The following is a 26,680-nucleotide window of genomic DNA, read 5'->3' on the forward strand; positions in this document are numbered from 1 at the left end:
TCGGTTCCGCCCGGTCCGGCCGCCGGTTCCGCCCGGTTCCACCGCCGGTTCCGCCCGGCGCCTGTCGGGAACGTCACGAACGCGGGTTGGGGCGGTGTCGCCCCGCGCAGGATGGCGACGTGGACCTGCGCTTCGTACTCGACCCCGACCTGACGCCCGAGCTGCGCGAACAGATCATCGCGCTCTGGGTGGACGTGACGAACGCCGGCGGCGCCGTCGGATTCGTCGCCCCGGTGACAGCGGACAAGGTCCGCCCGCTCGCCACCGCCACGCTCGACGAGATCGCGGACGGGCCGGACCGCCTGCTCGCCGGCTACGAGGGCGACCGGCTGGTCGCGGTCCTGGTCATCGCCGACAACCGGTTCCACCTCAAGACGCACTGGCGGGTGCTCAAGCGCGTCATGGTGCACCCCGGCACGCAGGGACGCGGGTACGGCGCGGCGCTGATGCGCGAGGCCGAGCGGATCGCCCGAGGGCTCGGCCTGGCGGCGCTGCACGTGACGGTCCGCGACGGCCTCGGCCTGGACCGCTTCTACAAGCGCCTCGGCTACCGGGAGGTCGGCCGCCTTCCGGGCGCGCTGCGCCTGTCCCCCACCGACGCCCGAGACGAGATCCTCATGTGGCGAGACCTCCCCACCTCCTGCTCCTGACCCCACCCTCGCCCGCCCCCGTCCTCGCCCCGCCCGCTCCGCTCCCGCTCCCGCTCCCGCTCCCGCCGATCTTGCACATACCGCCCCCACAAAAGCCGCATCCTGGGCAATCCAGGGGCCACAACCGCAAGATCAACGCTGGGGTGCTGTCGTCGTTTCGCGCCGGCCCGCCCGCTTGCGGCGATCTTGCGGTTTGGGCCCGGTCGAAAGGTGCTTATCCGGCAACCGGGGGGCCGGAAGTGCAAGATCGGCGACGGCCGGCAGAGGGCGGGGCGGAGGGCGGCGGGACGGAGGGTGGGTCAGGAGCACGGGGTGGGGGTGGGTGGGGCGGCGGCTGCCTGGACCACGGGCTCCGTGAGGGTCGGGGTGGGGGCGGCGGCGGGGCTGGACGACGGGGTTGTCGCGGGACTGGTGGTGGGGATCGGAGGCGTGGGGGTCGGCTTCTTCCGAGCCGGCGCCGAGGCGGCGGGCTTCGCGCCGTACATGCGGGTCGTGCTGCGCTGCACCTGACCGGGGAGTATCCGGATGCCGGAGGCGGTCACCCGGTGGCCGTACACGTCGGTGACCCGGATCTCGTACGGGCCGGGACCGGCGCCGGACTCGATCAGCCAGTAGTTGTAGTCCTGCCGCTGCGCCGCCCGCCACGAGCCGTTCTGCCGCACCTCGACCGCGCGCAACGGGTTGCCGTGGTCACCGACCAGGACGGCGAACCACCACTGCGACGAGCCCTCCTTCATCCGGAAGGTGAGCGGCCCGGCCAACGGCGGGTTCACCACCGCGCGGTAGCTGACCTTCACCACCCCCTGCACCGGGTCGGCGATCCGGGCGAACGCCTTGGCGGAGAGGTCGAGGTGACCGGGCGCGCACTCCGGGCACTGGTCCATCACCAGCACCCGGACGGTGCCTCGCGGGCCGGTGACGTCGAGGTAGCCGCCGCAGGAGGCGCCGGAGGCGTACTCGCTCGGGCCGAGCGCGACGTACATCCGGTCGGCGGGCGCCGCGGGCCGGGAGCAGTTACCGCCGGCACCCTTGGAGTCGTAGAAGGTCGCCTTGCCGCTGCGCGTCGCGCCGCCCGTGGGGGGAGCGGCGGCCACGGGCAGAGCAGCAGCCATGGGCGGAGCGGCGGCCACCGGCATGGCGGCGGCGTGCGGAAGGGCGGCCACGGGCGCCTCGGCACCGCGCGGCGGCGGGGCGGCGCAGGCGGGGGCGGCGCCACCGCGTACCGCGAGGGTCACCGCGACCGCGGCGGCGACGGTGACCAGACCGGCGGCGGCGAGGCGGCGACGGTGCCGGGCGGTACGGCGGCGACCGTCCGCAACGGCGGGTCGGGGCGCGTCGCCGGTGCTCGGTTGAGGGGGTGCGGTGCCGTCGGTCACGCCGGTCGATGCTGCCGGACCGGCGTGCCGCCGGACAAGCGAGCTAAGCGAAAGCTAAACCGGGGCGGGCGCCGATCAGGCCGGGCGCGCCGCGCGGACGGCGGCCACGACGCCGGCCAGTTCGCCGGCGAGATCGGGCTGCTGCCGCAGCGAGTCCTCCAGGCGTACGCGCCAGACGCCGGTCTCGACCGGCAGCCGCCCGTCGCCCGCCCAGCGCACCCGGTCGCGGGTCTCGTCGAGGGCCGCCGCCGTGGCGGGACCCATCAGGGCACCGAGTTCGCCGCGGAGCCAGGTGAACAGGCGCTCGTCGTGAATCGCACCGCCGATGACCCGGGCGGCGTCCCACGCCACCCGAGGTTGGTGGAGAACCTGCATCTCGGCTCCTCGGTCGATGTGGTCTTCCTCGCCATCATCGATCGGGCGGGCACCCGGCGGCAAGGCCCGGAACGGGCCCACCTCGCTCCGGCGGCCCTGGACCTCCGACACCACACCTCACCGTCCGGTCGCGGGCCCACATCGTGCGACGCGAATCAGTAGCATCGCGGCATGTCAGATCGCCACCAGCTCACCGATTCCGACACGCGTGCGCAGGGCTCCGATGTGGAGCCGGGCGGGCCGGCGGAGGAGAAGGCGCCGCGGCGCCGCCGGGGCCGGCGGATCGCCCTGATCGTGCTGCTGGTGGTGGTGCTGCTCGCCGGCGGCGGTGCCCTCGCCGGCGGCCTCTACTACCGCTCGGTCGACAACTCGATCGAGCGGGTCGACGCCTTCGAGGGCGTACCGGAGGAGTCGCGCCCGCAGGTCGAGGCCAAGGGCGCCATGAACATCATGATCCTGGGCAGCGACTCCCGCGACCCGGAGAGCACCGGCGGCTCGCGCAGCGACACGATCATCCTGGCCCACCTGCCGAAGGACAGGTCGAGTGCCCAGCTCATCTCGATCCCCCGCGATACCTGGACGGCCGTCCCCAAGTCGAAGGAGGGCCGCGGCGGCCGCGACGCGAAGATCAATGCCGCGTACGCCTGGGGCGGTGTGCCGCTGATGGTGCAGACGGTGGAGAAGTTCAGCGGGGTACGCGTGGACAACGTGGCCATGGTCGACTTCGCCGGCTTCAAGGAGATCATCGACGCGCTCGGCGGTGTCGAGATCGACGTGGAGAAGGGCTTCACCACGAAGTACTCGCTGATCGGCACGCGGACCTTCGAGAAGGGCCGACAGACCATGGACGGGGCCGCCGCGCTGGACTACGCGCGGGAGCGGCACGCCTTCCCGGACGGCGACTTCGCGCGCATCCGGCACCAGCAGCAGGTGATCAAGGCCATTCTGGACAAGGCCGCCTCCGGCGGGGTGCTGACCAACCCGGCCAAGCTGAACTCGTTCGTCCGCGCCACGTCCGACTCGGTGGCTGTCGACAAGTCGCTGTCGCTGGTGGATCTCGCGATGGAGATGCGTGGCCTGCGCGGCGGCAACCTGACGTTCTTCACCTGCCCGGTGAAGGGAACGGGCCGGGTCGGCAGCGAGAGCGTCGTGTTCCCGGATCCGGCGCGTTCCAAGCAGTTGTTCGACGCGGTACGCCGCGACTCGGTCCCCGAGATCCTGGCGATCAGCGGAAAGTAGGACGTCGATCTGTCATGCCGGTGCTGGCGGCAGGGCGGGGCCGCTCGTATCCTGCGATCGCCGTCGGTCTCTGCATCCGGGCCGGCGGCGTCACGGGGAAGGATCGACCATGCCACGCCTGCCGGCGTTCGAGCATTCGTCCGCGCCGCCGTCCGGTGCACAGATGAACACGCCGGCGGACAGCGGCATGGACACGACCACAGTGCTGCCGTACGCGGGTTCGCGCGCGTCGACGCGTACCCGGCGGTTGCGGGCCTGGATGGTCACCGCGCCCATCGACGTCGCGGCGCTGCTCACGCCGCTGCTGCTCACTCAGGACTACTGGCGGGGCACGCTGTTCAACGCGGCCCTCACCGTGGGTCTGTTCGCCACGGGCGGGCTGTACCGGCCGCGCCGGCACATCAGCATCCTGGACGAGTTGCCGAGCCTCGGCGGCCGCCTGCTGGCCTCCGGCGCGGTGGGTGCCATCATCGCGGCGCTGCGGCACGACTCGGTGCCGCACGTCAGCGGGTTCATGCGCGGCGTCGCGCTCTCCGCCGGCCTGGTGATCGTCGGGCGGGCGCTGAACAGCCGGCTCATCCTGCTGGCCCGCAGGCGCCGGTGGGTGGAGCACAACGCGATAGTGATCGGCGGCGGCCCGATCGGCGGTGAGCTGGCCCGGCTGTTGCGCCGCTACCCGCAGTACGGGCTGCGGTTCGTCGGCGCTGTCGACGCCCCGTCCCGGGGGCGGATCGGCGCGTTGCCGCTCATCGGCACGATCGACGACCTGGAGAAGCTGGCCGACATGCTGGAGTGCGAGGTCCTCGTCATCGCGGACCCAGACTGCTCCGAGGCCGATCTGATGGAGGCGCTGCTGCGTCCGGCGAGTTCCCGCTGCGACCTGTGGGCGGTGCCGCGCCTGTGGGGGTCGCGGTCGCAGGGCGGCTACCCCGACCACATCGGCGCCATCCCGATCATCAAGATCGGCGACACCACGCTCACCGGTCCACGGTGGCGACTCAAGCGCGCCTCGGACGTGGTGTTCGCGGTGACCGCCCTGGTGGTGCTGAGCCCGCTGCTGCTGCTCTGCGCCGCCGCCACGTTCCTCGACGGCGGTCGCGGTGTGTTCTTCCGCCAGGAACGCGTCGGGCGGTACGGCAGGCCGTTCCACGTGATCAAGTTCCGGTCCATGCGCCCCGCAGACGAGTACGAGTCGCAGACCACCTGGTCCATCGCGCACGACGAGCGGGTCGGGCCGATCGGCCGGTTCATGCGGCGCACCTCGTTGGACGAGCTGCCGCAGCTGTGGAACATCCTGCGCGGTGAGATGAGCGTGGTGGGGCCCCGGCCGGAGCGGCCGTACTTCGTGGAGAAGTTCTCCATCGAATACCCGAGGTACGCGATGCGGCACCGGGTACCGGTCGGGCTCACCGGGCTGGCCCAGGTCAGCGGCCTGCGCGGGGACACGCCGATCTCGGACCGGGCGCGGTTCGACAACTACTACGTCGAGAACTGGTCGCTCTGGCTCGACATCAAGATCGTGCTGCGTACCGTCGCCGAGGTCTTCCGGGGCGGCGGCCGCTAGCGGTCGCCGGCGGCCAGCGCCCGCACCAGGTCCGCCCGCCAGTGCTCCGGCGGCGGCAGCTTCGCGGCGGCCCACCGGCCGTGCGCCAGCACGCTGTAGCGGGGGCGCGGCGCCGGGCGCGGGAAGTGGTCGGTCGTGGTCGGCCGGACCCGGTCCGGGTCGAGGCCGCGCAGGGTGAAGACGGCGCGGGCCAGGCCGTACCAGGTCGTCTCGCCGGCGGCCGTGCCGTGGTACGTCCCGGGCGCCGCGTCGCCTGCCAGCGCCGCGTCGGCGAGCGCGACGAGACGCTCGGCGAGCCGGTACGACCAGGTGGGCTGGCCCCGCTGGTCGTCCACCACGTCGAGCCGGTCGCGTTCCGCGGCGAGCCGCAGCATCGTGGTGACGAAGTTGCGCCCGTGGGTGGCGTAGAGCCACGCGGAGCGGACGACGTACCCGGTCTCGGGCAGCAGCCGCGCCACCGCGCGTTCCCCGGCGAGCTTGCTGCGCCCGTACGCGTTCACCGGCCCGGTCGGGGCGTCCTCCGGGTACGGCTCGGTGGCGTCCCCGCCGAACACGTAGTCGGTGGAGACGTGCACGAGGCGCGCCCCGGACACGGCGCAGGCGCAGGCCAGCGCGGCGACCGCGTCGCCGTTGACGGCGGTGGCCTCGGCCTCCCGGGTCTCCGCGCCGTCCACGTCGGTCCACGCCGCGGCGTTGAGCACCACGTCGTGCCCGCCCACCGCGTCCCGGATCGCGCTGGTGTCGGTGACGTCCAGGTCGGCGCGGGCGGCGGCGGTGACCGACAGGTCGGGCCGGGTCCGCAGCACGGCGATCAGGTCCCGCCCGAGCATCCCGCCCGCGCCGGTGACGAGGACCCGGGTCATCAGTGGCCGGCCGTCTTCAGTGGCTCCCACCAGGCCCGGTTGTCCCGGTACCAGCGGACCGTCTCGGCCAGGCCCCGGTCGAGGTCGATGCTCGGCGCGTACCCCAGCTCGCTGCTGATCTTGCTGATGTCCAGCGAGTAGCGACGGTCGTGGCCCTTGCGGTCGGTGACCGGCACGACCCGGTCCCAGCCGGCCCCGCACGCCGCCAGGAGCCGCTCGGTGAGCTGCCGGTTCGTCAGCTCGGTGCCGCCGCCGATGTGGTAGACCTCGCCGGCCCGCCCCTTCTCCTGCACCATCGCCACGCCCCGGCAGTGGTCGTGCACGTGCAGCCAGTCCCGGATGTTGCCGCCGTCGCCGTACAGCGGCACGGTCCCGCCGTCGAGCAGGTTGGTCACGAACAGCGGGACGACCTTCTCCGGGAACTGGTACGGCCCGTAGTTGTTGGAACAGCGGGTCACCACGACGTCCAGGCCGTGGGTGCGGTGGTAGGACAGGGCCAGCAGATCCGACCCGGCCTTCGAGGCGGAGTACGGGGAGTTCGGCGCCAGCGGCCAGGTCTCCGTCCAGGAGCCGGAGTCGATCGAGCCGTACACCTCGTCGGTGGAGACGTGCACGAACCGGCGGGTGCCGTGCCGCAGCGCGGCGTCCAGCAGCGTCTGCGTGCCGAGCACGTTCGTGGTGACGAACGGGGCGGCACCGGTGATCGAGCGGTCCACGTGCGACTCGGCGGCGAAGTGGACGACCACGTCGTGGCCGGGCACCACCTCGTCGACCAGCGCGGCGTCGCAGATGTCGCCGCGTACGAAGCGCAGCCGGGGATCGTCGCGCACCGGCGCCAGGTTCGCCAGGTTGCCGGAGTAGGTCAGCTTGTCCAGCACGGTCAGCGCCTCGGGGCCCTCGACCGGCACCCCGGCCGCGTCGCCGCCGGGCACGCCCAGCAGCATCCGCACGTACTCCGACCCGATGAAGCCGGCGCCGCCGGTGACGAGGATCCTCACGGGTCGTGGAGTCTACGCCGTACCGGCAGCGTGGGCGGGACGTCGACGGGCCACGGGGGCGGCGGCGACGCGGGTAGTCTCCGCGGGTGCGCGGAATCCTTCTCGCCGGCGGCACCGGATCCCGGCTCTGGCCGATCACGCGGGCCGTCTCCAAGCAACTGATGCCGGTGTTCGACAAGCCGATGGTCTACTACCCGCTCTCCACCCTGATGATGGCCGGGGTGCGGGAGATCCTGGTGGTGACCACTCCGGAGGACCGCGCCCAGTTCGAGCGGCTGCTCGGCGACGGCAGCCAGTGGGGACTGCGGCTGGCGTACGCCGAGCAGCCCCGGCCGGAGGGCATCGCGCAGGCGTTCCTGCTCGGCGCCGACTTCCTCGGCGACGAGTCGGTGGCGCTGATCCTGGGCGACAACATCTTCCACGGCGCCGGGCTCGGCCGGCAGCTCGCCCAGCACGGTGAGCCGGCCGGTGGGCGGATCTTCGCGTACCCGATGGCGAACCCGCAGGACTATGGCGTGGTCGAGTTCGACGGCACCGGCCGGGTGCTGTCGATCGAGGAGAAGCCGGCCCGCCCCCGGTCCCGGTACGCGGTCCCGGGCCTCTACTTCTACGACAACCGGGTGGTCGACATCGCCCGCAAGCTGACCCCGAGCGCCCGGGGCGAGCTGGAGATCACCGCGGTCAACGAGACGTACCGGACGTGGGGTGAGCTCACGGTGACGGTGCTCGACCGGGGCACCGCGTGGCTGGACACCGGCACGTTCGCGTCGATGATGCAGGCCGGCGAGTTCGTCCGGGTGATCGAGGAGCGCCAAGGCATGAAGATCGGCTGCGTCGAGGAGGTCGCCTGGCGGTCCGGGCTGATCGACGACGAGCGGCTGCGGATGCTGGCCCATCCGCTGACCCGCAGCGGTTACGGTGACTATCTGCTGGGCCTGCTGGCCGATCGATCCGCTTCGGGGAGTCCGTCGTGAAGATCCGTCCGCTGAGCATCGAGGGCGCCTGGGAGGTGACCCCGCAACAGCACGGCGACCCGCGAGGTCTGTTCCTGGAGTGGTACCGCTTCGACCGGCTCGCCGAGACGGTGGGGCATCCCCTGCGGCTGGCGCAGGCCAACATCTCCGTCTCCGCGCGGGACGTGGTGCGCGGCATCCACTTCGCCGACGTACCGCCCGGTCAGGCCAAGTACGTGACATGCGTACGCGGGGCGGTGCTGGACGTGGTGGTGGACGTACGGGTCGGCTCGCCGACGTACGGGCGGTGGGAGGCGGTACGCCTCGACGACACCGAGCGGCGGGCCGTCTACCTGGCCGAAGGGCTGGGGCACGGGTTCTGCGCGCTCACCGACGACGCGACGCTGAGCTACCTCTGCTCCACCACGTACAACCCGGCGGGCGAGCACACGGTGCACCCGCTGGATCCGGACCTCGGAATCGACTGGCCGGCGACGACGCCGCTGTTGTCCGACCGGGACGCGGCGGCACCGAGCCTGGCCGAGACACGCGCGGCGGGTGTGCTGCCCGGCTACGACGCCTGCCGCTCCTTCACCGAAGGGTTGGAGACCCGCCCGTCGCCCTGACCCGGCACCCTGGCCGGTTCCTCGGCCACGCCCGGTTCCGCGACGGCGTCGGCCGGACGGCGGCGCACCGTCGTCGCCCAGAGCGTCCGCACGTCCGCGCTCACCGGGGTACCGGCCCCGCGGTAGCCGAGCACGAGGGCGATGCCGACCCCGACGGCGAGGCCACCGAGTGCGCCACCTGCGGCGTACCACTGCCACCGCGCGGGCTGCGGACGCTGCGGCGGCGCGGCGGCCCGCACCACGGCGACGTGGGCCTTGAGCCCGAGCCCGGCGGGCGGCAGGTCGCGTTCGGCGATCCGTTGCAGTTCGGCGGCGAGCGCGGTGGCGACCGCGGCGGCGGTGGCGGCGGACCGGTCGGTGACCGCCACGTCGATCGCCAGCGAGTCCACAGCGGACGAGGCGACGATGCGGCCGGCCAGATCGTCTGTGGTGTACGGCAGCCCGAGCGAGTCGATCACCGGGCGGGTCAGCCGGGGCGTGTTCATCATGGTGGCGTACGTCTTCACCCGCCGCTGCATCAGCCGGCCCGCCTCGTCGGCCGGCGGGCGGGGCTGGGGCGCCGCCGACTTCTCGGCGGCGAACGTGACGAGCATCTGGGTCTCGGCCCGGTAGACCGGCGGCCGGCGTTCGGCGAGGACCCCGGTGAACGCGCCGCACAGCAGCGTCAGCACCAGCACGATCGGCCACCGCCTGCCGATCGTGTCGCGGAAGTGGGCCAGGTCCACGACGCGTCACCCTACCGGCGTCGTGTGGCTGCGGGCGTACCCGCCCGCCGGGTCCATTGCGCGGTGCCGCTCATGTCGGGTAGAACAGGCCCGCACACATCCGCGCATCTTGGGGGAAGACGAGTGGATTCCGCGTGGTCGGCTCGCGGCCGACGCCGGTGCCTGGGCGCCGGGTGTTAGCCCGGGTCCGGCGGATCGTCTCCCCCGAGCGCCTCTATCTGGTCGCCCTGGGCCTGACCGGGCTCGCCGCACTGGTGTCGGTGACGCTGCCGGCGGCGGAACGCGGCGAACTCGCGGCGAACATGGTCAGCGCCACGGTGGGCGCGGCCCTCGGCGGGCTGTCCGTCGACACGTTCCTGCTGTCCCGCCCGGCCGGTTGGATCATGTCGCGGGGTCGTCTGTGGATCGCCGGCATCCTCACCGTCTCGCTCGGCCTCACCGCGCTGGCCGCGGCGCTGCTGACCACGCTGGCCGGGCTGGGCAGCCACCCGGTGGGCATCGGCGCGGGCTGCGCGCTCACCGTGTTCAACACGGCCGCCTCGCTCGGCCTGCGCCTGAAGCGGTTCTGGTTCGTCTACACCATGCGGGCGCTCGGCGGCGCGGTGCTGGTGGCCGGGTACGCGCTGCTCTGGCTGGGCCACCGGCTCGACGGTGGCCTGTGGAGCGTGCTCTGGCTGGGCGTGCAGGTCGCCACCGCGACGGTGCTCGGCGTGGCGGTGCTGGGCTGGGCGCGGCGGTTCGGGCCGGTGCCGGCGGCGACGGCCGGGCGTACGGAGTACCGCGCCGACCTGCTCGCGGTGGGCCGGCTGCACGTCGGGGTGTGCGCGCAGATGCTGACGTACCGGCTGAGCCAGGTCCTGGTGGCCCGCTTCGCCGGTGCGGGCGCGCTCGGTGTGTTCGCGCTGGCGGTGGCCGCGCTGGAGTTCGCGCAGTCCGGCGCTGTGGTACGGGCGCAGCGGATCCTCGCCGAGCGTGACCCGGACGCGATCGGCGACCACGGCCGCGAGGTCGTCCGGTCGGCGCTGCCGATCGCCGCGCTCGCCGTGATCGGCCTGGCGGTGCTCGGCGTGCTGGCGCCCGACTACCGCGACGCCTGGATCTTCGGGCTGCTCCTGCTGCCCGGGACGCTGGCGTTGTCGGCCGGCAAGACGTGGAGCGCGGCGCTGCTCAAGCGCGCCGGCGAGCAGGCCACCACCGCCGTGGCCCTGGTCACCATGTCAGTGTCGGTGGTGCTGTACGTTCTGCTCATCCCGTGGGCCGGCGCGCTCGGCGCCGCGGTCGCGTCGTCTGTCGCCTACGGCGTCTACGCGTTGCGCACCCGGCAGCGACTCCAGCGGTCCACGCACCTCCTCGTCAATCGGATGGCCTAGCGGTGGACGTCTCAATCGTCGTGTTGACCTGGGAAGACTTCGAGCGCACCGACGGCTGCGTCCGCTCGCTGCCAGACGGTGTGGAAGCCGTCGTGGTGGACAACGGCAGCGCCGCCGAGATCAGCGACAAGCTGCGGGCCATGTGCGCCGAGACCGGCGCCCGGTACGTGCGCTCGGAGACGAACCTGGGCTACGCCAAGGGCATGAACCTCGGCGTCCGGCACAGCACCCGGTCCCGGGTGGTGCTGTCCAACAACGACATCCTCGTCCAGCCGGGTGCGATCGAGCGGCTGGCGGCCGAACTGGACGACCCGGCTGTCGGCGCGGCTTTCCCGAAGGTGCTCGACGCGACCGGGCGGGACCAGACCGCCGCCGGCCGGTTCCTCACCGTCGGCACCGGCGTCGCGCACGCCACCGGGCTCAGCCTGGTGTTCCCGAGGCTGCGGATCGTGGCCCCGCCGGAACGGGGCGACTGGCTCTCCGGGCCGTTCGTGGCGATCCGGCGTGAGACGCTGGACCGGATCGGCGGGGTGGACGAGTCGTCGTTCTTCTACTCCGAGGACCTGCGGCTGTGCTGGGCGGTGCGGCGGCTCGGGCTGCGCCTGGCGTACCTGCCGGACGCCGTCGTGACGCACGAGGACGACGCGAGCGCGAAGCGGCGGTGGGCGGTCGAGGAGATCTCCCGCCGGCAGACCCGGGAGTTCATCCGGGCCAGCCGTGAACTCGGCGGATGGCGGGGCACGGTGGCCTGCTCCGCGTACACGCTGGGGGTGCTCGCCCGGGCGGCGGTGGGCGGCGGGGCCGCGCGGCGGGCGATCGCCCGCGGCGCCCTGGAAGGCATGGGCGTCCGATGAGGGTGCTGTTCGTCTGCACCACCGGCGGGTCGGGGCGGCGGCAGCTCGGCGGCGCCGAACGCTTCCTGATCGAGATGCTGCCGGCGCTCGCGGACCGCGGCGTCGACGTGGTGGCGGCCACTCCGGAGGACGAGGTGGCGGCGGCGTTGCGGGACGCCGGGGTGCCGTGGCGTCCGCTGGGCGCGGCCAGGCGGGTCGACCTCGGGTACGCGCGCGGCATCCGCGCGCTGGTCGAGGAGCTGCGGCCGGACGTGGTGAGTGCCCACCTGCTCTCCGCCGCGATGCACGCCCGCGCGGGGCTGGGCGTGCGGGGCCGCCGCATGCCGCTCGTGGTGACGCTGCACAACAGCCTCTGGCAGTACCGCGACGCGGCGGAGACGCTGCGCGCCAAGGCCGCCGTGCAGGCCAACATCAGCACCGACCTGATGTTCCGGCGGCTGCGGCCGCACGCGACGGTCGCGGTCTCCGACTTCGAGGCCCACGAGCTTCGGGTACGCGGGCGGATCCGCGACGTGCGGGTGATCCCGAACCCGCTGCCCGCCATCTGGCCGCAGGTCGATGACACCGTCGGCCTCGCGCCGGACGGCCCGGTGCGGGTCGGCTTCCTCGGCCGGCTGGAACGGGAGAAGGGCGCCGACCTGCTCGCCGACGTCGCCGCGGCGCTGCCGGACGTGGAGTTCCTGGTCGCCGGCGCGGGCACCGTCGACATCGGGGAGCGGCCGAACCTGCACCTGGTCGGCCGGGTCGACGCCGCGCCGTTCCTGCAACGGCTGCACTGCCTGCTGGTGCCGTCCCGGGTGGAGGCGTTCGGGCGCAGCGCGCTGGAGGCGATGTCGCTGGGTGTGCCGGTGGTGCACTCGGGCGCGGGCGGGCTGACCGAGGTGACAGCCGCCGGTGACGGCGTGCTCGCGTACCGGGCGGAGCTGACGCCGCAGGCGCTCGCCGCCGCCGTGCGGACGGCCACCGACCCGGGCGCGTGGGACGAGCGGCGGCGCGAACTGGCCCGGCAGTACGCGGCCCGGCACTCGTTCGACGGATGCGTGGACAACTGGCACGACCTGTACCGGACGGTCGCCCGTGACAGCCGCTGAGCGACGCCTCTGGTCGGTCGGGATCCCGTTCGCGCTGGGCGCGGCGGCGCTGCTGGCCACGCTCGACACCGGGATCGCCGTCGCGCTCGCGCTGGCGGTCGGCACGCTGCTCGCCGCGCGGCTGCGGATGTGGGCGCTCGCCGCCTGCGCCGCCGTCTGGACCGCCGCGCTGCTCGCCGTGCGGGTGCTGCCCGGCCCGTACGACTCCTGGGCCGGTCGCGGCGTGCTGCCGGTGCTCGCCGGCTACGTGACCGTCTTCCTGCTGGCCTGGGCGGCGGGACGGCGGCTGATCGACAGGCGGGACGAGGACGGCGACCGGTCCCGTCCGGCGCTGTCCTGGCCGTCCGAGCGCCGCCTGCTGACGTACCTGTTCGTCCTGCTCGGCGTCGCCGTGGTGACAGCGGCGATCCGGTTCCGGGGGACGGTGCCGCCGCTGCTCGCCGACAACCCGGACGCCGCCCGGCAGGTGCTGCGCGAACAGTCCAACCTGATCATCGGGCTGCTGTCCGAGGCGTGGACGCTCGGCATGGCCGTCTCGCTGCTGCGCGCGCTGTCCGCGCGGGGCCGGGCGCTGCCCGTCTACTACGCGCTGACGGCGGTGTTCACCGTCGGGGCGGCGCTCGGCGCGAGCAAGAACTCGGTGCTGGTGGGCATCGCGCCGGCGCTGATCGCGGCGCTGTCGGTCCGCCGTACCCGGGGACGGGCCGCGTCGTTCCTGGCCGCGCGTACCCCTGTGGTCCTGCTGATCGGCGCGCTGACGCTCGGGGCGGCGGTGTTCCTCGGCGGGCAGCGCACCATGGCCGGCACCGGCGCGTTCGAGACCGAGTTCCGGGCCCGCTACGGCAGCAACGCGCTGACCAGCAGCGCCGGGTCGCTGGACCTGTCGCTGAGTTCGTCCACCGAGACGTTCGGGCGGGTGTGGTCGCAGCGCGAGCACCTGGAACCCCGGTACGGCACCTACTCGCTGACGTTCCTCGGCTCCCGGGTCGAGCCGATCGTCGGCAAGGCGGACCTGTACGGGCTGACGTCCCAGCTCAGCCAGCCGTACCTGATGAACACGGCGACGTTCGTGGCCATCCCGCTGCTCGACTACGGCCCGCTGGGGGCGGTGTTCTTCCTGGCCGCGCTGGGGCTGGCGGTGGGCGCGACCGAGCGGTGGTTCGAGTTCTCCCGCGCGCCGGCCGGGCAGCTGGCGCGCGCGTTCGTCGTCTACTTCGCGCTGTTCGGCGTCTACGAGCTGTATCCGCTGATCTATCCGACCTGGCTGAGCCTGGTGCCCGGCCTCTGGGTGCTGCACCGGCTGGGCAGGAGCACGGCATGACCTTCGACGGGCTCACCGTGGCCACCGTCCTCTACCGGTCCGCCGGCATGCTCGCCGAGACGTTGCCGACCTGGGTCCGCAGCGCCGGTGACCTGCCGGTCCGGTTCGTCTTCGCGGACAACTGGCCCACCGACGCCTGCGCCGAGGTGATCGCCGGGCACCTGCCCGCCGACCGGTACGCGTACCTGCCCGACGCCACCAACCCGGGTTTCGCGGCCGGGTGCAACCGGGCCGCCGCGACGGTCACCACGAGCCATCTGCTGCTGCTGAACCCGGACGTGTGGCTGCCGGACGACGCGCTCGCCCGGATCTGCGCCGCCGTCGCCGCCGACCCGGACGCCCCGCTCGCGGTCGGCCTGGCCATGCGCGGCGGCGAGTACGTGGGCATCGACCTGAACCCGGTGTCGCTGTTCATCGACAGGCGGGCCACCGCCGGCCGTGCACCGCTCGGCCCGTCCGGTGGCGCGGCGGTCTTCCCGACCGCGCTGTACCAGCGGTTCGGCGGCTTCGACGAGCACCTGTTCGCCTGGGGCGAGGACGCCGACCTGGCGTTCCGGCTCTACGCCTCCGGGCTGCGCACGCGCGGTCTGGACGTGGTGCTGCCGCACGCCGGCGGGCACAGCGTGGACGGCGACGACCGGTTGCAGGGATTCCGGGCGTTCCTGCTGGCCCGCAACCGGCTGCTGGTCGCGTCCCGCACGTTCACCTGGCCGCTGCTGCTCGTCGCGGTGCCGGTGCTGGCGCTCGCGCACCTCGCGCTGGCCGCCCGGCGGATCCGGCAGGGGCTGCTGCGGCCGTTCCTGCGCGGCATCGGACGCGGGCTGGCCGAGGGACCGGCAGCCCGCCGTCGCTGGACCGGGCCTCGCTTCGGGTTCGCGTCCCTGCTCGGCTACCTGACCGCTCGGAGGGCGTGATGACGGCGCAGCCGTGGACCGTGGTGACAGTCACCTACCACTCGGCGGAGACGCTGCGCCGCTGCTGGCGCGGCCCGAAGCCGTACGAGTGGCTGGTGGTCGACAACGCCTCCGCCGACGACTCCGCGGCGGTCGCCGAGGAGCTGGGCGCGCGGGTGATCCGGCTGCCGGAGAACGTCGGCTTCGCCCGCGCCAACAACGTCGCGTTGCGCCAGGCGACGGGCCGGTACGTGCTGTTCGCCAACCCGGATCTGGAGGTGCGCCCGGACGACCTGGACGCGCTGGCCCGGCACCTGGACACGCACGGCGGACTGGTCGCGCCGCAACTGCTGGGCACCGACGGCACGCCGCAGGCGAACGGGCGCGGCTTCCCGTACGCGACGGCGAAGGTCGGCAACCGGAGGGTGTGGCCGCTGTCCCGGCTGCACGCCTCGTACCGGCTGGTGGCCGCGCCCGGCGAGACGCGCCACGTCGCCTGGGTGATGGGCGCGGCGGTGGCCGGCCGGACCGCCGACGTCACCACGCTGGGCGGGTGGAACGAGCGGTTCTTCCTCTACTACGAGGACCACGAGCTGGGACTGCGCGCCTGGCGGCACGGGATGCCGGTGGCGGTGCTCGGTGACGTGCGGTGGACCCACCACTGGGCCCGTGCGACGAACTCGGTGCGCTGGTCCCGGGCGCACACGCTGGAACTGCGCAGTGCCCGCACGTTCTTCGGCATGTTCCCGGAGTTCCTGGTCGGCCTGCCGCGACCGGCGCGCCGGCACCGCCGGGCCGCCGGGCTGGTCGGCACGACGGTTCCGCCCGGGGCGTCCACTCCGGACCTGCACGGGCAGTGATCGGAGCCGGTCGCGGGGCCGCTGACGTGAATGACGCTTTGGTACCGTCTCGCCGTGTCCGTGACACGCCCGGCCTTCTCCCCCTCGATGGCACCCGCGTCGACGACGCCGGTGCCGGCACGGCCGGGCACCCCCGCGGCGGTCGTCGCGGTCGCGTGGGAGCGGCTGAGCCGGTCCCCGTACTGGTCCGTCGCGGGCCTGCTGGTCGCGATCGGCGCCGTGCTGCGGATCCGGCAGTGGGCGTACGCCCGCAGCTTCTGGAACGACGAACTCTCCATCGCGCACAACATCCGGGAGCGCGGCTACCTGGATCTGTTGCAGCCGCTGGCGTTCAGCCAGTCGGCACCGCCCGGCTGGCTGTGGCTGGAACGGTTCGCGCTGGAGCAGTTCGGCGACGGTGAGCGGGCGCTGCGGCTGGTGCCGCTGCTGTTCGGGCTGGCGCTGCTGCCGCTCGTCGCCTGGCTCGGCCGGCAACTCCTGCCGCCGCTCGCCGCGCTGGCGGCGCTGCTGCTGGTCACCGTCGCACCGTTCCTGATCGGCTACTCCAACGAACTGAAGCAGTACAGCGCCGAGGCGTTCGGCGTCACGCTCGTGGTCGGCCTGGCGCTGCTGCTCGTCCGGCGCGGCCTGACCTGGGCCGGGTCGGCGGTGTTCTGGTCGGCCGCCGCGGTCGTGGCGTTCGTCAGCACCCTGTCCATTCCGGTCACCGGCGTGCTGGGTGTGCTGCTGGCCGGGTACGCGCTGGCTCGCCCGGACCGTCCACGGGCGACCAGGTGGCGCGATCTGGGCCGGTTCCTCGCCCCGGCACCGGCCTGGGCCGTGGTGGCGCTCGTGGTGTACGTGCTGTTCCTGGCGCCGGGACTCGCCGATCCGCAGCTCGCCGCGTACTGGCGGGCGAAGTCGATCTATCCGGCGCACTCGCTGACCGACCTGGCCGCCACCGTGGAGTGGCTCGCGGCGACGTACCGGAGCCTCGCCACGGTGCCGTTCGTGGCCTGGTCGGCCTGGGTCGTCGTACCGCTGCTGGTGCTGGGTGCGGCCGCCGGGCTGCGCCGGCTGTCCACGGTGGGGGTGCTGGTCCTGCTCACCCCGCTGGCGGCGGGGCTGACCGGCGCGGCGGTGTCGGTCTACCCGTTCAACGGCCGGCTGGCGCTCTACGCGGTGCCGGCGTGCCTGCTGCTCGCCGCGCTCGCCGTCGCACCGCCACCGGTGCGGGCCGGGCTGCCCGCCCGGATCCGGTGGGCGGTCGCGGTGGTGCTCCTGCTCGCGCTCGCCGTTCCGCAACTGGCCACCGCCGTGGTGGCGACGGTGCATCCGGCGCGGGCCTTCGCCCAGGGCGGCGGCGCGAACGCTGTCGACTACCGGGGCGCGCTGCGCCACCTGGACGACAAGCGCCGCCCGGGTGACCTGGTGCTGGCCACCACCGTCTCGTGGAACGCCCAGGCGTGGTACGGCCCGGCCGCGGACGCCTACGTGGTCGCCGCCGGACCGGGCGGCTGCCCGGGGCGGAACGTCTCGACGCTGCTGCCCGGACGGTCCCGGGTCTGGCTGTTCCAGGCCACCGACTGGGCCGACGCGGCGAACCGGGACGTCATCGTCCGGCTCGGCGGCAGTGGTGTGGCGGTGAGCGAGCGGCAGTTCGGCGGGGCGCGCGTGGTCCGCTTCGACCTGGCCGCGGGCGTCACCAAGGGCACCGACGTCTGTCTGGTGCCACCGCCCAACGGAGCGGCTGTCCGTTAGCTGTGGCGCTGCCAGAGGTCGCGCAGGGCGTCCCAGTTGCCGCCGAGCCCGGCCCCGCAGGGCGTCTCCATGTAGATCGCGCTGGTGTTGTCGTCGCGGCCCCACCAGATGCCGCACACCGGGCGGCCGTCCTGGCCGTTGCCGGCGTACTCGACGTAGCTGCCCTGCGCCCCGCTGACACCGCCGGTGGCCGGGCCGGCCTCCCGCATGCCCGGCGCGAGCGCCCGGCCGATGATGCCCATCTGCTGGCGGAAGGCGCGCGCCGCCTCCTTCTTCTCGGCCGACTCGTACTCGGCGAAGTGCAGCGACACACCCAGGTAGCGGCAGAAGACGTGCTGCTTCTCCCCGGCGGCGAGCCCGGGGCCGCTCTTCTCGGTGTTGATCGCGCAGCCACCCACGCCGTCGAGCCACGGCTCGGCGATCGGCATGAGCGCGGCGTCGAACTTCGCCTTGTTCAGCGACTGCTGGGTGGCCTCGTACAGTGCCGGGGACGCGCTCGCGGTCGGAGTGGACGGTTCGCCGCCGTCGGCGAGCGACCGCCCGGCCAGCAGGCCCGCGCCACCGGCGAGCACCGCCGCCATGACCACGCCGCCGATCCACAGGCCGGTACGGCTCTTGGGCGGGCGGGCGACCGGAGCGATCCGGGGACCGCCGGTCGGCACGAGCGGGTCCGGGGCGGTGGCCTGGGCCGGGATCGCCGGCACCGGCATGCCCGGCGACACCGGCATGCCGGGTGACACGGGCGCGCCGGACGAGACCGGCGCACCGGCGGACACGGGTGCCCCGGAGACCGGCTGCTGCGGCGTCATCGCCCACGGCTGCGGGCTCCACGGCAACTGCGGCGGCGACGAGACCTGCTGCGGCGGCGCGGACACCGGCGGGGGCGGCGGGAGGATCTCGGCGGTGGCGATGCGCTGGTAGTCCATGCCCAGGCTGCGGAACAGCCGCTCGGCCGCGCCGTCCTCATCGGACGGGTACGCCACCCAGGGCTGGCCGGCGGCGAAGTCGGAGTTCACGTACCGGTGGCCGCCGGGCGTCTGGGCCAGCACGTTCGCCGCGTTGGTGAACGCCTCGCGCCAGCGCTGGTCACCGGCGGCGGCACCGTCCAGGACCGCCACGGTCAGCGCGCGGTCCTGCCCGTCGAGCGCGGCCCAGGCCCTGCCGACCTGGCACTCGCCCAGCACCTCGGTGAACCTGTACGGACCCTCCGGCTGCATGCCCCACTCCTCTGCTCACCCGCCGTGCGGATAGTACAGAGAGCACGCTCATCGGATCTCCCTGCGGTCGGGCCACCCTTGCGCGCTGAAAGTTTTCATGCATAGAGTCCTGGCGTGAATGAAAGCGGTGCGGCCTCCCCCGACCGCCTGCTCGACCTGTTCCACGGCGTACGGCTCACCCCGACCCAGCGCCGCATCGCCCACTGCCTGGTACGGCACGCGGGCGCGGCGGCGTACCTGTCCGCCGCCGAGGTGGCCGAGCTGGCCGGCGTCAGCCAGCCGTCGGTGACCCGGTTCGCCATGGCGCTCGGGCACGACGGCTACCCCGCGCTGCGCCGCCGCCTGCGGGAACTGACCGTCACCGGGTCGGCCGGACCGGCTGCCGGCAACGCCCTGCAACGGGCGGTGCACGCCGAGCGGGACAATCTCGACCGGCTCGCCGCGCAGCTCGCCGACGTCGGCCGGGTCGCTGAGGTCGGGAAGCTGCTGGCGGCCAGTCGTCCGCTGCCGGTGCTCGGGCTGCGCGCCGCCGCGCCGCTGGCCGCGTACTTCGCGTACTTCGCCGCCAAGGTGCACCCGGACGTGCGGGTCCTCGACGACGGCGGCAGCATGCTGGTCGACCGCCTGGACCAGGCGGCGGCGGCCGGCGCGACGGCGCTGCTGGCGTTCGTGCTGCCCCGCTACCCCCGGGAGACCCTGGACGCGCTGCGCGAGGCCCGGGACGCCGGACTGACCGTCGTGGCGATCACCGACTCGCCGGTGAGCCCGGCCACCGAGCACGCCCAGGTGGTGCTGCCCGCCGCCGTCGGCGCCGACCTGGTCTTCGACCTGCACACCGCCCCGATGACGCTGGCCATGGTGGTGCTCCAGGCGATCTGCGACGCCGCACCGGCCGAGACCCAGAACCGGCTCGAGGCGTTCGAGTCGTCCGCCGCCCGCCGCCAGTTGTTCCTCGGCTGAGAGGAGTACGAGATGTACCAGCCCGTCCGCGCCGCTCGCGGCACCGCACGCACCGCGAAGGGGTGGCCGCAGGAGGCCGCCCTGCGGATGCTGATGAACAATCTCGACCCGGAGGTGGCCGAGCGCCCCGAGGACCTGGTGGTCTACGGCGGCACCGGGAAGGCGGCCCGGGACTGGCCGTCGTACCACGCGCTGGTGCGCACGCTGACCGAGCTGCGCGACGACGAGACGATGCTCGTGCAGTCCGGCCGCCCGGTCGGCGTGATGCGCACCCACGAGTGGGCGCCCCGCGTGCTGCTGGCCAACTCCAACCTGGTCGGCGACTGGGCCACCTGGCCGGAGTTCCGCCGGCTGGAGTCGCTCGGCCTGACCATGTACGGGCAGATGACCGCCGGTTCCTGGATCTACATCGGCACCCAGGGCATCCTCCAGGGCACGTACGAGACGTTCGCCGCTGTCGCGGCCAAGCGCTTCGAGGGCACGCTCGCCGGCACGCTGACGCTCACCGCCGGCTGCGGCGGGATGGGCGGGGCGCAGCCGCTCGCGGTCACCATGAACGGCGGCGTCTGCCTGATCGTGGACGTGGACCGGTCCCGGCTGGAGCGGCGGGCACACGACCGCTACCTCGACGAGATCGCCGACTCGCTCGACGACGCGGTCGAGCGGGCGCTCGCGGCGAAGCGGGACCGGCGGGCGCTCAGCGTCGGCGTGGTCGGCAACGCCGCCACCGTCTTCCCGGAGCTGCTGCGCCGGGGCGTCGCCATCGACGTCGTGACCGACCAGACCAGCGCGCACGACCCGCTGTCGTACCTGCCGGAGGGCGTGGACCTGGGCGACGCGCGGGACTACGCGGCGGCCAAGCCGGCCGAGTTCACCGACCGGGCCCGGGCGTCGATGGCCAAGCACGTGGAGGCGATGGTCGGCTTCCTGGACGCGGGCGCCGAGGTCTTCGACTACGGCAACTCGATCCGGGGCGAGGCCAAGCTCGGCGGCTACGAGCGGGCGTTCGACTTCCCCGGTTTCGTGCCCGCGTACATCAGGCCGCTGTTCTGCGAGGGCAAGGGCCCGTTCCGCTGGGCCGCGCTCTCCGGCGACCCGAAGGACATCGCCGCCACCGACCGGGCCATCCTCGACCTGTTCCCGGAGAACGAGTCCCTCGCCCGGTGGATCCGGATGGCCGGCGAGCGGATCGCGTTCCAGGGCCTGCCGGCGCGGATCTGCTGGCTCGGCTACGGCGAGCGCGACCGGGCCGGGGTGCGGTTCAACGAGATGGTCGCCTCCGGCGAGCTGAGCGCCCCGGTGGTGATCGGCCGGGACCACCTGGACTGCGGCAGCGTGGCGAGCCCGTACCGGGAGACCGAGGCGATGGCCGACGGCTCCGACGCGATCGCCGACTGGCCGCTGCTGAACGCGCTCGTCAACACCGCCAGTGGCGCGTCCTGGGTGTCCATCCACCACGGCGGCGGCGTGGGGATCGGCCGGTCCATCCACGCCGGCCAGGTCTGCGTGGCCGACGGCAGTGAGCTGGCCGGGCAGAAGATCGAGCGGGTGCTCACGAACGATCCCGCGATGGGCGTCATCCGGCACGTCGACGCCGGCTACGACGACGCGCGCGAGGTCGCCGAGCGCACCGGCGTCCGCGTCCCGATGGCCGAGTAAGGAAGGGCCCCTTGTTAACGCATTCTGCATGTGAAGGGTCCCTTCCTAACGGGTTCCGGAAGCTGTGGGACGAGATCGCGCCGATCGGGCGCGACGAGGGCAGCAGCGGCTACCTGCGCTACGCGCTCACCGAACCGGAGCTGCGGCTGCGGGAGTGGTTCCACAACCAGGCCGACGCCCGCGGGATGCCGGTTCAGCAGGACGGCAACGGCAACCTGTTCGCCTGGTGGGGCGACCCGGGGGCCGGGGACGCGGTGCTCACCGGCAGCCACTTCGACTCGGTGCCGCACGGCGGCGGGTACGACGGGCCGCTCGGCATCGTCAGCGCGTTCCTCGCCGTGGACGAGCTGCGGGCCGCGGGCGTCACCCCGGACCGGCCGGTGGTGGTCGCCGCGTTCGTCGAGGAGGAGGGCGCGCGGTTCGGCGTACCCTGCCTGGGGTCTCGGCTGCTCACCGGCGAGATCGACGTCGACCGCGCGGCCGGGCTGCGCGACCAGGCCGGGACGACCTTCGCGCAGGCGCTGGGCGAGCGGCCGGCGGGCGCCGACCCGGCGCTGCTCGGCCGCTTCGCGGCCTTCGTGGAACTGCACGTCGAGCAGGGCCGCGCGCTGGTCGACCTGGACGCGCCGGTCGCTGTGGCGTCCGCGATCTGGCCGCACGGCCGGTGGCGGTTCGACTTCACCGGCGAGGGAAACCACGCGGGTACGACAAGGATGGCCGACCGCCGCGACCCGATGCTCACCTACGCGTTCACCGTGCTGGCGGCGAACAAGGAGGCCCGGCTGCGCGACGCGCACGCCACAGTGGGCCGGGTGTCGGTCGAGCCGAACGCCACGAACGCGATCCCGTCCCGGGTCACCGGCTGGCTGGACGCGCGGGCGGCCGAGGCGGAGACGCTGTACGGTCTGGTCGAGGCGGTACGCACCAAGGCCGCCGACCGGGCCGGCCGCGACGGCACCGCGCTGACCTGCACACAGGAGTCGGCGACCCCGCTCGTCGCGTTCGACCGCGGGCTGGCCGACCGGCTGGCCGCGCTGCTCGACGCGCCGGTGCTGCCCACCGGCGCCGGGCACGACGCGGGCGTGCTGGCGGCGCACCTGCCCACCGCGATGCTGTTCGTGCGCAACCCGACCGGGGTGTCGCACTCCCCCGCCGAGGCGGCCACCGACGCCGACTGCGCCGCCGGGGTGGCCGCCCTGGCCCGGGTGCTGGAGGAGCTGGCATGCCGCTGACCCGCTGGCTGGCCGAGTACGCCTGGCTGCCCGACCGCGCCGAGCCCACCCGGGACGTGCTGATCGAGGCGACCGACGGGCGGCTCACCGCTGTCACCCCGCTGACCGTGGACGGTCCGCCGACCGCCGGGGTGGAGGTGCTCGGCGACGCGGTCCGGCTGCCCGGCCTGACGCTGCCCGGCCTGGCGAACGCGCACTCACACGCGTTCCACCGGGCGCTGCGCGGGCGCACCCACGACGGGCGCGGCGACTTCTGGTCCTGGCGCAGCCTGATGTACGCCGTCGCGATCCGGCTCGACCCGGACACCTACCTGGCGCTGGCCCGCGCCGTGTACGCCGAGATGGCGCTGTCCGGAATCACCTGCGTGGGCGAGTTCCACTACCTGCACCACGGTCCCGGCGGCACCCCGTACGACGACCCGAACGCCATGTCGGCCGCGCTCGTGGAGGCCGCCGCGCACGCCGGGATCCGGCTCACGCTGCTGGACACCGCGTACCTGGCCGGGGGCGTGGACGGCGCGCCGCTGGCCGGGCCGCAACGCCGGTTCGGCGACGGTGACGCGCTGCGCTGGGCGGCGCGGGTGGACGCGTTCCGCCCGGCCGACGACCACGTCCGGCTCGGCGCGGCCATCCACTCGGTACGCGCGGTCCCGGCCGAGCAGCTCGCCACGGTGGCGGGCTGGGCCGACCGCAACGGGCTGCCGCTGCACGTGCACCTGTCCGAGCAGCCGGCCGAGAACGACGCCTGCCGCGCGGTGCACGGCTGCACCCCGACGCGGCTGCTGGCCGACCACGGCGTCCTCGGCCCGCACACCACAGCCGTGCACGCCACCCACCCGACCGCCGCCGACGTGGCGCTGCTCGGCGACAGCCGTACCCGGGTCTGCGTCTGCCCCACCACGGAACGCGACCTGGCCGACGGGGTCGGCCCGGTGCGGCGGATGGCCGACGCGGGCAGCCCGCTGAGCCTGGGCAGCGACAGTCACGCCGTGGTGGACCTGTTCGAGGAGGCCCGCGCGCTGGAGTTGGACGAGCGGCTGCGTACCCGGCGGCGGGGGCACTTCACGCCGGCCGAGCTGCTCGGCGCCGCCACCGTCGGCGGGCACGCCGCGCTGGGCTGGGGCGACGCCGGCCGGCTCGCCGTCGGGCAGCGCGCGGACCTGGTCACGGTACGGCTGGACGGCGCCCGCACCGCCGGGGTGCCGCCGGTCGGCGCGTTCTTCGCCGCCACCGCCGCCGACGTGACAAGCGTGGTGGTCGACGGCCGGCCCGTGGTGGACGGCGGCCGGCACCTCACCGTGGACGTGCCCACCGAGCTGCGGGACGCAATCGCAGCGGTGACCGCGAAGGAGGACTCGTGACGCGCGGGAGCCTGCTCGTCGACCACATCGGTGAGCTGGTCACGAACGACGGCCGCGACGGCGACCCGCTGGGTGTCCGCCGCGACGCCGCCCTGTTGATCGAGGACGGCGAGGTGGCCTGGACCGGCCCGGCGCGGCACGCGCCCGCCGCCGACCGGCGCATCGACGCCGGTGGTGCGGCGGTGCTGCCCGGCTTCGTGGACAGCCACGCCCACCTGGTCTTCGCCGGGGACCGGGCCGCCGAGTTCGCCGCCCGGATGGCCGGCGAGCGCTACACCGGCGGCGGCATCCGCACCACAGTCGGCGCCACCCGCGCCGCCTCCGACGACGACCTGCGCGCCACAGTGGGCCGGCTGCGCGCGGAGATGCTGCGGCAGGGCACCACCACGGTCGAGATCAAGAGCGGGTACGGCCTGAACGTCGCCGACGAGGCCCGCTCGCTGCGGATCGCCGCCGAGTTCACAGACGACACCACGTTCCTCGGCGCGCACGTCGTCCCCGCCGAGTACGCCGACCGCCCGGACGACTACGTGGGCCTGGTGTGCGGGCCGATGCTCGCCGCCGCCGCGCCGTACGCCCGCTGGATCGACGTGTTCTGCGAGCGGGGCGCGTTCGACGCCGACCACGCGCGGGCGATCCTCGCCTGCGGGCAGGCCGCCGGTCTGGGCGTCCGGCTGCACGCCAACCAGCTCGGTCCCGGGCCGGGCGTGCGGCTCGGCGTGGAGATGGGCGCGGCCAGCGTCGACCACTGCACCCACCTGACCGACGCCGACATCGACGCGCTGGCCTCACGACGGATCGACTGCATGTGCGCCGAGGGCAACCACACGGCCACCGTCGCCACGCTGCTGCCCGGGGCGGAGTTCTCCACCCGGTCGCCCTATCCGGACGCCCGGCGACTGCTCGACGCGGGCGTGACGGTGGCGCTGGCGACCGACTGCAACCCCGGCTCGTCGTACACGTCCTCGATGCCGTTCTGCGTCGCGCTCGCCGTACGCGAGATGGGGATGACCCCGGCGGAGGCGGTGTGGGCCGCGACCGCCGGCGGGGCGGCGGCGCTGCGCCGCACCGACGTGGGACGGCTGACCCCCGGGGCGCGGGCCGACCTGATCATCCTCGACGCCCCGTCCCACCTGCACCTGGCCTACCGGCCGGGGGTGCCACTGATCCGCCAGGTCCTGCACAACGGAGTACCGCGATGACCACAGTGACCATCCTGTCCACCGGCGTCACAGCCGCCGACGTGCTCGCGGTGGCCCGCGGCACCGCCAAGGTCGTGCTCGACCCGGCCGCCACCGAGGCGATGGCGACCAGCCGCTCCATCGTGGACCGCATCGAGGCGGCCGGGCGGCCGGTGTACGGCGTCTCCACCGGCTTCGGCGCGCTCGCCAACACGTTCGTGGCCCCGGAGCGGCGGGCCGAGCTCCAGCACGCGCTGATCCGCTCGCACGCCGCCGGGGTGGGCGCGCCGATGCCGCGCGAGGTGGTACGCGCCATGATGCTGCTGCGGATCCGCTCGCTGGCGCTCGGCCGCTCCGGGGTACGCCCGCTGGTCGCCGAGGCGCTCGTGGACCTGCTCAACCACGAGGTGACCCCGTGGGTGCCCGAGCACGGCTCGCTCGGCGCATCAGGCGATCTGGCGCCGCTGGCGCACTGCGCGCTGGTGCTGCTCGGCGAGGGCTGGGTGCTCGGCCCGGCCGGTGACCGCATTCCGGCCGCCGACGCGCTGCGCCGGGTCGGGCTCGAGCCGGTGTCGCTGGCCGCCAAGGAGGGGCTGGCGCTGATCAACGGCACCGACGGCATGCTCGGCATGCTGCTGCTCGCCGTCGCAGACGCCCGGCACCTGTTCGCCATGGCGGACGTGACCGCGGCGCTCGCCATCGAGGCGATGCTCGGCTCGGAGCGGCCGTTCCTGCCCGAGCTGCACGCGATCCGCCCGCACCCCGGCCAGGCCGCGTCGGCGGCGAACATCCACCGGCTGTTGCAGGGCTCGGCGGTGATGGACTCGCACCGCGACGACCTGGCGCACGCGGTGCAGGACGCGTACTCGATGCGGTGTGCGCCGCAGGTGGCCGGCGCGGCCCGGGACACGCTCGACTTCGTCGAGGTGATCGCGGGCCGGGAACTGCTGTCGGTGGTGGACAACCCGGTGGTGCTGCCGGACGGGCGGGTCGAGTCGACAGGCAACTTCCACGGCGCGCCGCTCGGCTTCGCCGCCGACTACCTGGCCATCGCCGCCGCCGAGGTGGGCGCGATCGCGGAACGCCGGGTGGACCGGCTGCTGGACGTCACCCGCTCCCGGGAGTTGCCCGCGTTCCTGTCCCCCGACGCCGGGGTGAACTCCGGGCTGATGATCGCCCAGTACACCGCCGCCGGGATCGTGGCGGAGAACCGCCGGCTGGCCGCGCCCGCCTCGGTCGACTCGCTGCCCACCAGCGGCATGCAGGAGGACCACGTCTCGATGGGCTGGGCGGCCACCAAGAAGCTGCGCACGGTGCTGGACAACCTGACCAGCCTGCTCGCGGTGGAGCTGCTGGCGGCCGTACGCGGGCTCCAGCTCCGCGCGCCGCTCACGCCGTCACCGGCCGGGCGGGCCGCGCTCGACGTGCTCGGCGGCACCATCGGCGAGCCGGGACCGGACGTGTTCCTCGCGCCGCTGATGGAGGCGGCGCGGGACGTGGTACGCGGTCCGGAGCTGCGCGCGGCGATCGAACGGGAGATCGGCCCGCTCGGCTGAGCGGGCCGGTCCGGGC

24 protein-coding genes are annotated in these 26,680 nt (G+C 74.1%); 18 read left to right on the forward strand and 6 right to left on the reverse strand.

The genetic code is table 11. The features are described 5' to 3' along the window. Window positions 1–119 precede the first annotated feature (119 nt). Window positions 120–650 (forward strand): GNAT family N-acetyltransferase, encoded by a 531-nt coding sequence (locus O7607_RS06640; protein WP_269701757.1) that lies wholly within the window; start codon window positions 120–122, stop codon window positions 648–650. Window positions 651–949: 299 nt separating this feature from the next. Here the strand turns inward: O7607_RS06640 and O7607_RS06645 are convergent, their stop codons facing one another. Both O7607_RS06645 and O7607_RS06650 read right to left on the reverse strand, forming a co-directional pair. Further along, a complete protein-coding gene (locus O7607_RS06645; protein ID WP_269701759.1) occupies window positions 950–2,026 on the reverse strand; it encodes an expansin EXLX1 family cellulose-binding protein in 1,077 nt (358 codons plus the stop codon). 75 nt (window positions 2,027–2,101) lie between these two features. Continuing rightward, window positions 2,102–2,401, reverse strand: a complete 300-nt coding sequence (locus O7607_RS06650; RefSeq protein WP_269701760.1) for a hypothetical protein — start codon at window positions 2,399–2,401, stop codon at window positions 2,102–2,104. Window positions 2,402–2,572: 171 nt separating this feature from the next. On the opposite strand from O7607_RS06650, the gene O7607_RS06655 reads away from it, so the two are divergent. Continuing rightward, complete coding sequence (locus O7607_RS06655) at window positions 2,573–3,640, forward strand: LCP family protein (protein WP_269701761.1); 1,068 nt, start codon at window positions 2,573–2,575, stop codon at window positions 3,638–3,640. Window positions 3,641–3,749: 109 nt separating this feature from the next. Next, on the forward strand, window positions 3,750–5,204 hold the full coding sequence (locus tag O7607_RS06660) for a sugar transferase (RefSeq protein ID WP_269701762.1): 1,455 nt from the start codon (window positions 3,750–3,752) through the stop codon (window positions 5,202–5,204). Here O7607_RS06660 and rfbD read toward each other — a convergent pair. After that, window positions 5,201–6,067 carry a dTDP-4-dehydrorhamnose reductase gene (gene rfbD, locus O7607_RS06665; RefSeq protein WP_269701764.1) on the reverse strand — a complete coding sequence of 289 codons (867 nt, stop codon included), beginning with the start codon at window positions 6,065–6,067 and terminating at the stop codon, window positions 5,201–5,203. The genes O7607_RS06660 and rfbD overlap by 4 nt on opposite strands. Beyond that, window positions 6,067–7,065 (reverse strand): dTDP-glucose 4,6-dehydratase, encoded by a 999-nt coding sequence (gene rfbB, locus O7607_RS06670; protein ID WP_269701766.1) that lies wholly within the window; start codon window positions 7,063–7,065, stop codon window positions 6,067–6,069. Before rfbB ends, rfbD begins: the two co-directional genes overlap by 1 nt. A gap of 86 nt (window positions 7,066–7,151) precedes the next feature. On the opposite strand from rfbB, the gene rfbA reads away from it, so the two are divergent. Both rfbA and O7607_RS06680 read left to right on the forward strand, forming a co-directional pair. Next, on the forward strand, window positions 7,152–8,039 hold the full coding sequence (rfbA, locus tag O7607_RS06675) for a glucose-1-phosphate thymidylyltransferase RfbA (protein WP_269701768.1): 888 nt from the start codon (window positions 7,152–7,154) through the stop codon (window positions 8,037–8,039). Beyond that, on the forward strand, window positions 8,036–8,644 hold the full coding sequence (locus tag O7607_RS06680) for a dTDP-4-dehydrorhamnose 3,5-epimerase family protein (protein ID WP_269701770.1): 609 nt from the start codon (window positions 8,036–8,038) through the stop codon (window positions 8,642–8,644). Before rfbA ends, O7607_RS06680 begins: the two co-directional genes overlap by 4 nt. Here the strand turns inward: O7607_RS06680 and O7607_RS06685 are convergent. After that, entirely contained in the window at window positions 8,590–9,369 is a 780-nt protein-coding gene (locus O7607_RS06685; RefSeq protein ID WP_269701772.1) for a YveK family protein, read from the reverse strand. The genes O7607_RS06680 and O7607_RS06685 overlap by 55 nt on opposite strands. 173 nt (window positions 9,370–9,542) lie before the next feature. Here O7607_RS06685 and O7607_RS06690 point away from each other — a divergent pair, with 173 nt between their 5' ends. The 7 genes from O7607_RS06690 to O7607_RS06720 are packed head-to-tail and all read left to right on the forward strand — an operon-like array spanning window position 9,543 to window position 17,498. Continuing rightward, the gene (locus tag O7607_RS06690; protein ID WP_269701773.1) at window positions 9,543–10,739 is read left to right on the forward strand and encodes a hypothetical protein; all 1,197 of its coding nucleotides are present in this window, start codon (window positions 9,543–9,545) and stop codon (window positions 10,737–10,739) included. A 2-nt stretch (window positions 10,740–10,741) separates the two neighbouring features. After that, window positions 10,742–11,593 carry a glycosyltransferase gene (locus O7607_RS06695; RefSeq protein ID WP_269701774.1) on the forward strand — a complete coding sequence of 284 codons (852 nt, stop codon included), beginning with the start codon at window positions 10,742–10,744 and terminating at the stop codon, window positions 11,591–11,593. Then, window positions 11,590–12,684, forward strand: a complete 1,095-nt coding sequence (locus O7607_RS06700; protein WP_269701775.1) for a glycosyltransferase family 4 protein — start codon at window positions 11,590–11,592, stop codon at window positions 12,682–12,684. Before O7607_RS06695 ends, O7607_RS06700 begins: the two co-directional genes overlap by 4 nt. Next, window positions 12,671–14,005 (forward strand): hypothetical protein, encoded by a 1,335-nt coding sequence (locus tag O7607_RS06705; RefSeq protein ID WP_269701776.1) that lies wholly within the window; start codon window positions 12,671–12,673, stop codon window positions 14,003–14,005. Before O7607_RS06700 ends, O7607_RS06705 begins: the two co-directional genes overlap by 14 nt. Continuing rightward, window positions 14,002–14,919 (forward strand): glycosyltransferase family 2 protein, encoded by a 918-nt coding sequence (locus tag O7607_RS06710; RefSeq protein ID WP_269701777.1) that lies wholly within the window; start codon window positions 14,002–14,004, stop codon window positions 14,917–14,919. Before O7607_RS06705 ends, O7607_RS06710 begins: the two co-directional genes overlap by 4 nt. Next, the gene (locus O7607_RS06715) at window positions 14,919–15,758 is read left to right on the forward strand and encodes a glycosyltransferase (protein WP_269701778.1); all 840 of its coding nucleotides are present in this window, start codon (window positions 14,919–14,921) and stop codon (window positions 15,756–15,758) included. The genes O7607_RS06710 and O7607_RS06715 overlap by 1 nt, the downstream gene beginning before the upstream one ends. A gap of 54 nt (window positions 15,759–15,812) precedes the next feature. Continuing rightward, window positions 15,813–17,498 (forward strand): glycosyltransferase family 39 protein, encoded by a 1,686-nt coding sequence (locus tag O7607_RS06720; RefSeq protein WP_269701780.1) that lies wholly within the window; start codon window positions 15,813–15,815, stop codon window positions 17,496–17,498. Here the strand turns inward: O7607_RS06720 and O7607_RS06725 are convergent. Then, a complete protein-coding gene (locus O7607_RS06725; protein WP_269701782.1) occupies window positions 17,495–18,715 on the reverse strand; it encodes a hypothetical protein in 1,221 nt (406 codons plus the stop codon). The genes O7607_RS06720 and O7607_RS06725 overlap by 4 nt on opposite strands. A 114-nt stretch (window positions 18,716–18,829) precedes the next feature. On the opposite strand from O7607_RS06725, the gene O7607_RS06730 reads away from it, so the two are divergent. From O7607_RS06730 to hutH, 6 genes are read left to right on the forward strand one after another with little or no spacing between them, the layout of a single operon-like run. Beyond that, entirely contained in the window at window positions 18,830–19,675 is an 846-nt protein-coding gene (locus O7607_RS06730; protein WP_269701783.1) for a MurR/RpiR family transcriptional regulator, read from the forward strand. Window positions 19,676–19,687: 12 nt separating this feature from the next. Beyond that, window positions 19,688–21,334 (forward strand): urocanate hydratase, encoded by a 1,647-nt coding sequence (hutU, locus tag O7607_RS06735; protein ID WP_269701784.1) that lies wholly within the window; start codon window positions 19,688–19,690, stop codon window positions 21,332–21,334. An 11-nt stretch (window positions 21,335–21,345) separates the two neighbouring features. Then, a complete protein-coding gene (locus O7607_RS06740) occupies window positions 21,346–22,566 on the forward strand; it encodes an allantoate amidohydrolase (protein WP_269701786.1) in 1,221 nt (406 codons plus the stop codon). Then, a complete protein-coding gene (locus tag O7607_RS06745) occupies window positions 22,563–23,927 on the forward strand; it encodes a formimidoylglutamate deiminase (RefSeq protein WP_269706905.1) in 1,365 nt (454 codons plus the stop codon). Before O7607_RS06740 ends, O7607_RS06745 begins: the two co-directional genes overlap by 4 nt. Further along, a complete protein-coding gene (hutI, locus tag O7607_RS06750; RefSeq protein ID WP_269701788.1) occupies window positions 23,924–25,129 on the forward strand; it encodes an imidazolonepropionase in 1,206 nt (401 codons plus the stop codon). Before O7607_RS06745 ends, hutI begins: the two co-directional genes overlap by 4 nt. Continuing rightward, window positions 25,126–26,664: a histidine ammonia-lyase gene (gene hutH, locus O7607_RS06755; RefSeq protein WP_269701790.1), complete on the forward strand. Its 1,539-nt coding sequence runs from the start codon at window positions 25,126–25,128 to the stop codon at window positions 26,662–26,664. The genes hutI and hutH overlap by 4 nt, the downstream gene beginning before the upstream one ends. The last annotated feature ends 16 nt before the right edge of the window (window positions 26,665–26,680 follow it).

The organism is Micromonospora sp. WMMA1949 (genome assembly GCF_027460145.1).
Classification (GTDB): domain Bacteria; phylum Actinomycetota; class Actinomycetes; order Mycobacteriales; family Micromonosporaceae; genus Micromonospora.

Coding starts and splice junctions, on each gene's coding strand:
- O7607_RS06650 (WP_269701760.1), bottom strand. CDS start 2,401: ATGCAGGTTCTCCACCAACCTCGGGTGGCGTGGGACGCCGCCCGGGTC.
- O7607_RS06655 (WP_269701761.1), top strand. CDS start 2,573: ATGTCAGATCGCCACCAGCTCACCGATTCCGACACGCGTGCGCAGGGC.
- O7607_RS06660 (WP_269701762.1), top strand. CDS start 3,750: ATGCCACGCCTGCCGGCGTTCGAGCATTCGTCCGCGCCGCCGTCCGGT.
- rfbD (WP_269701764.1), bottom strand. CDS start 6,067: ATGACCCGGGTCCTCGTCACCGGCGCGGGCGGGATGCTCGGGCGGGAC.
- O7607_RS06700 (WP_269701775.1), top strand. CDS start 11,590: ATGAGGGTGCTGTTCGTCTGCACCACCGGCGGGTCGGGGCGGCGGCAG.
- O7607_RS06710 (WP_269701777.1), top strand. CDS start 14,002: ATGACCTTCGACGGGCTCACCGTGGCCACCGTCCTCTACCGGTCCGCC.
- O7607_RS06715 (WP_269701778.1), top strand. CDS start 14,919: ATGACGGCGCAGCCGTGGACCGTGGTGACAGTCACCTACCACTCGGCG.
- O7607_RS06725 (WP_269701782.1), bottom strand. CDS start 18,715: ATGCAGCCGGAGGGTCCGTACAGGTTCACCGAGGTGCTGGGCGAGTGC.
- hutU (WP_269701784.1), top strand. CDS start 19,688: ATGTACCAGCCCGTCCGCGCCGCTCGCGGCACCGCACGCACCGCGAAG.
- hutH (WP_269701790.1), top strand. CDS start 25,126: ATGACCACAGTGACCATCCTGTCCACCGGCGTCACAGCCGCCGACGTG.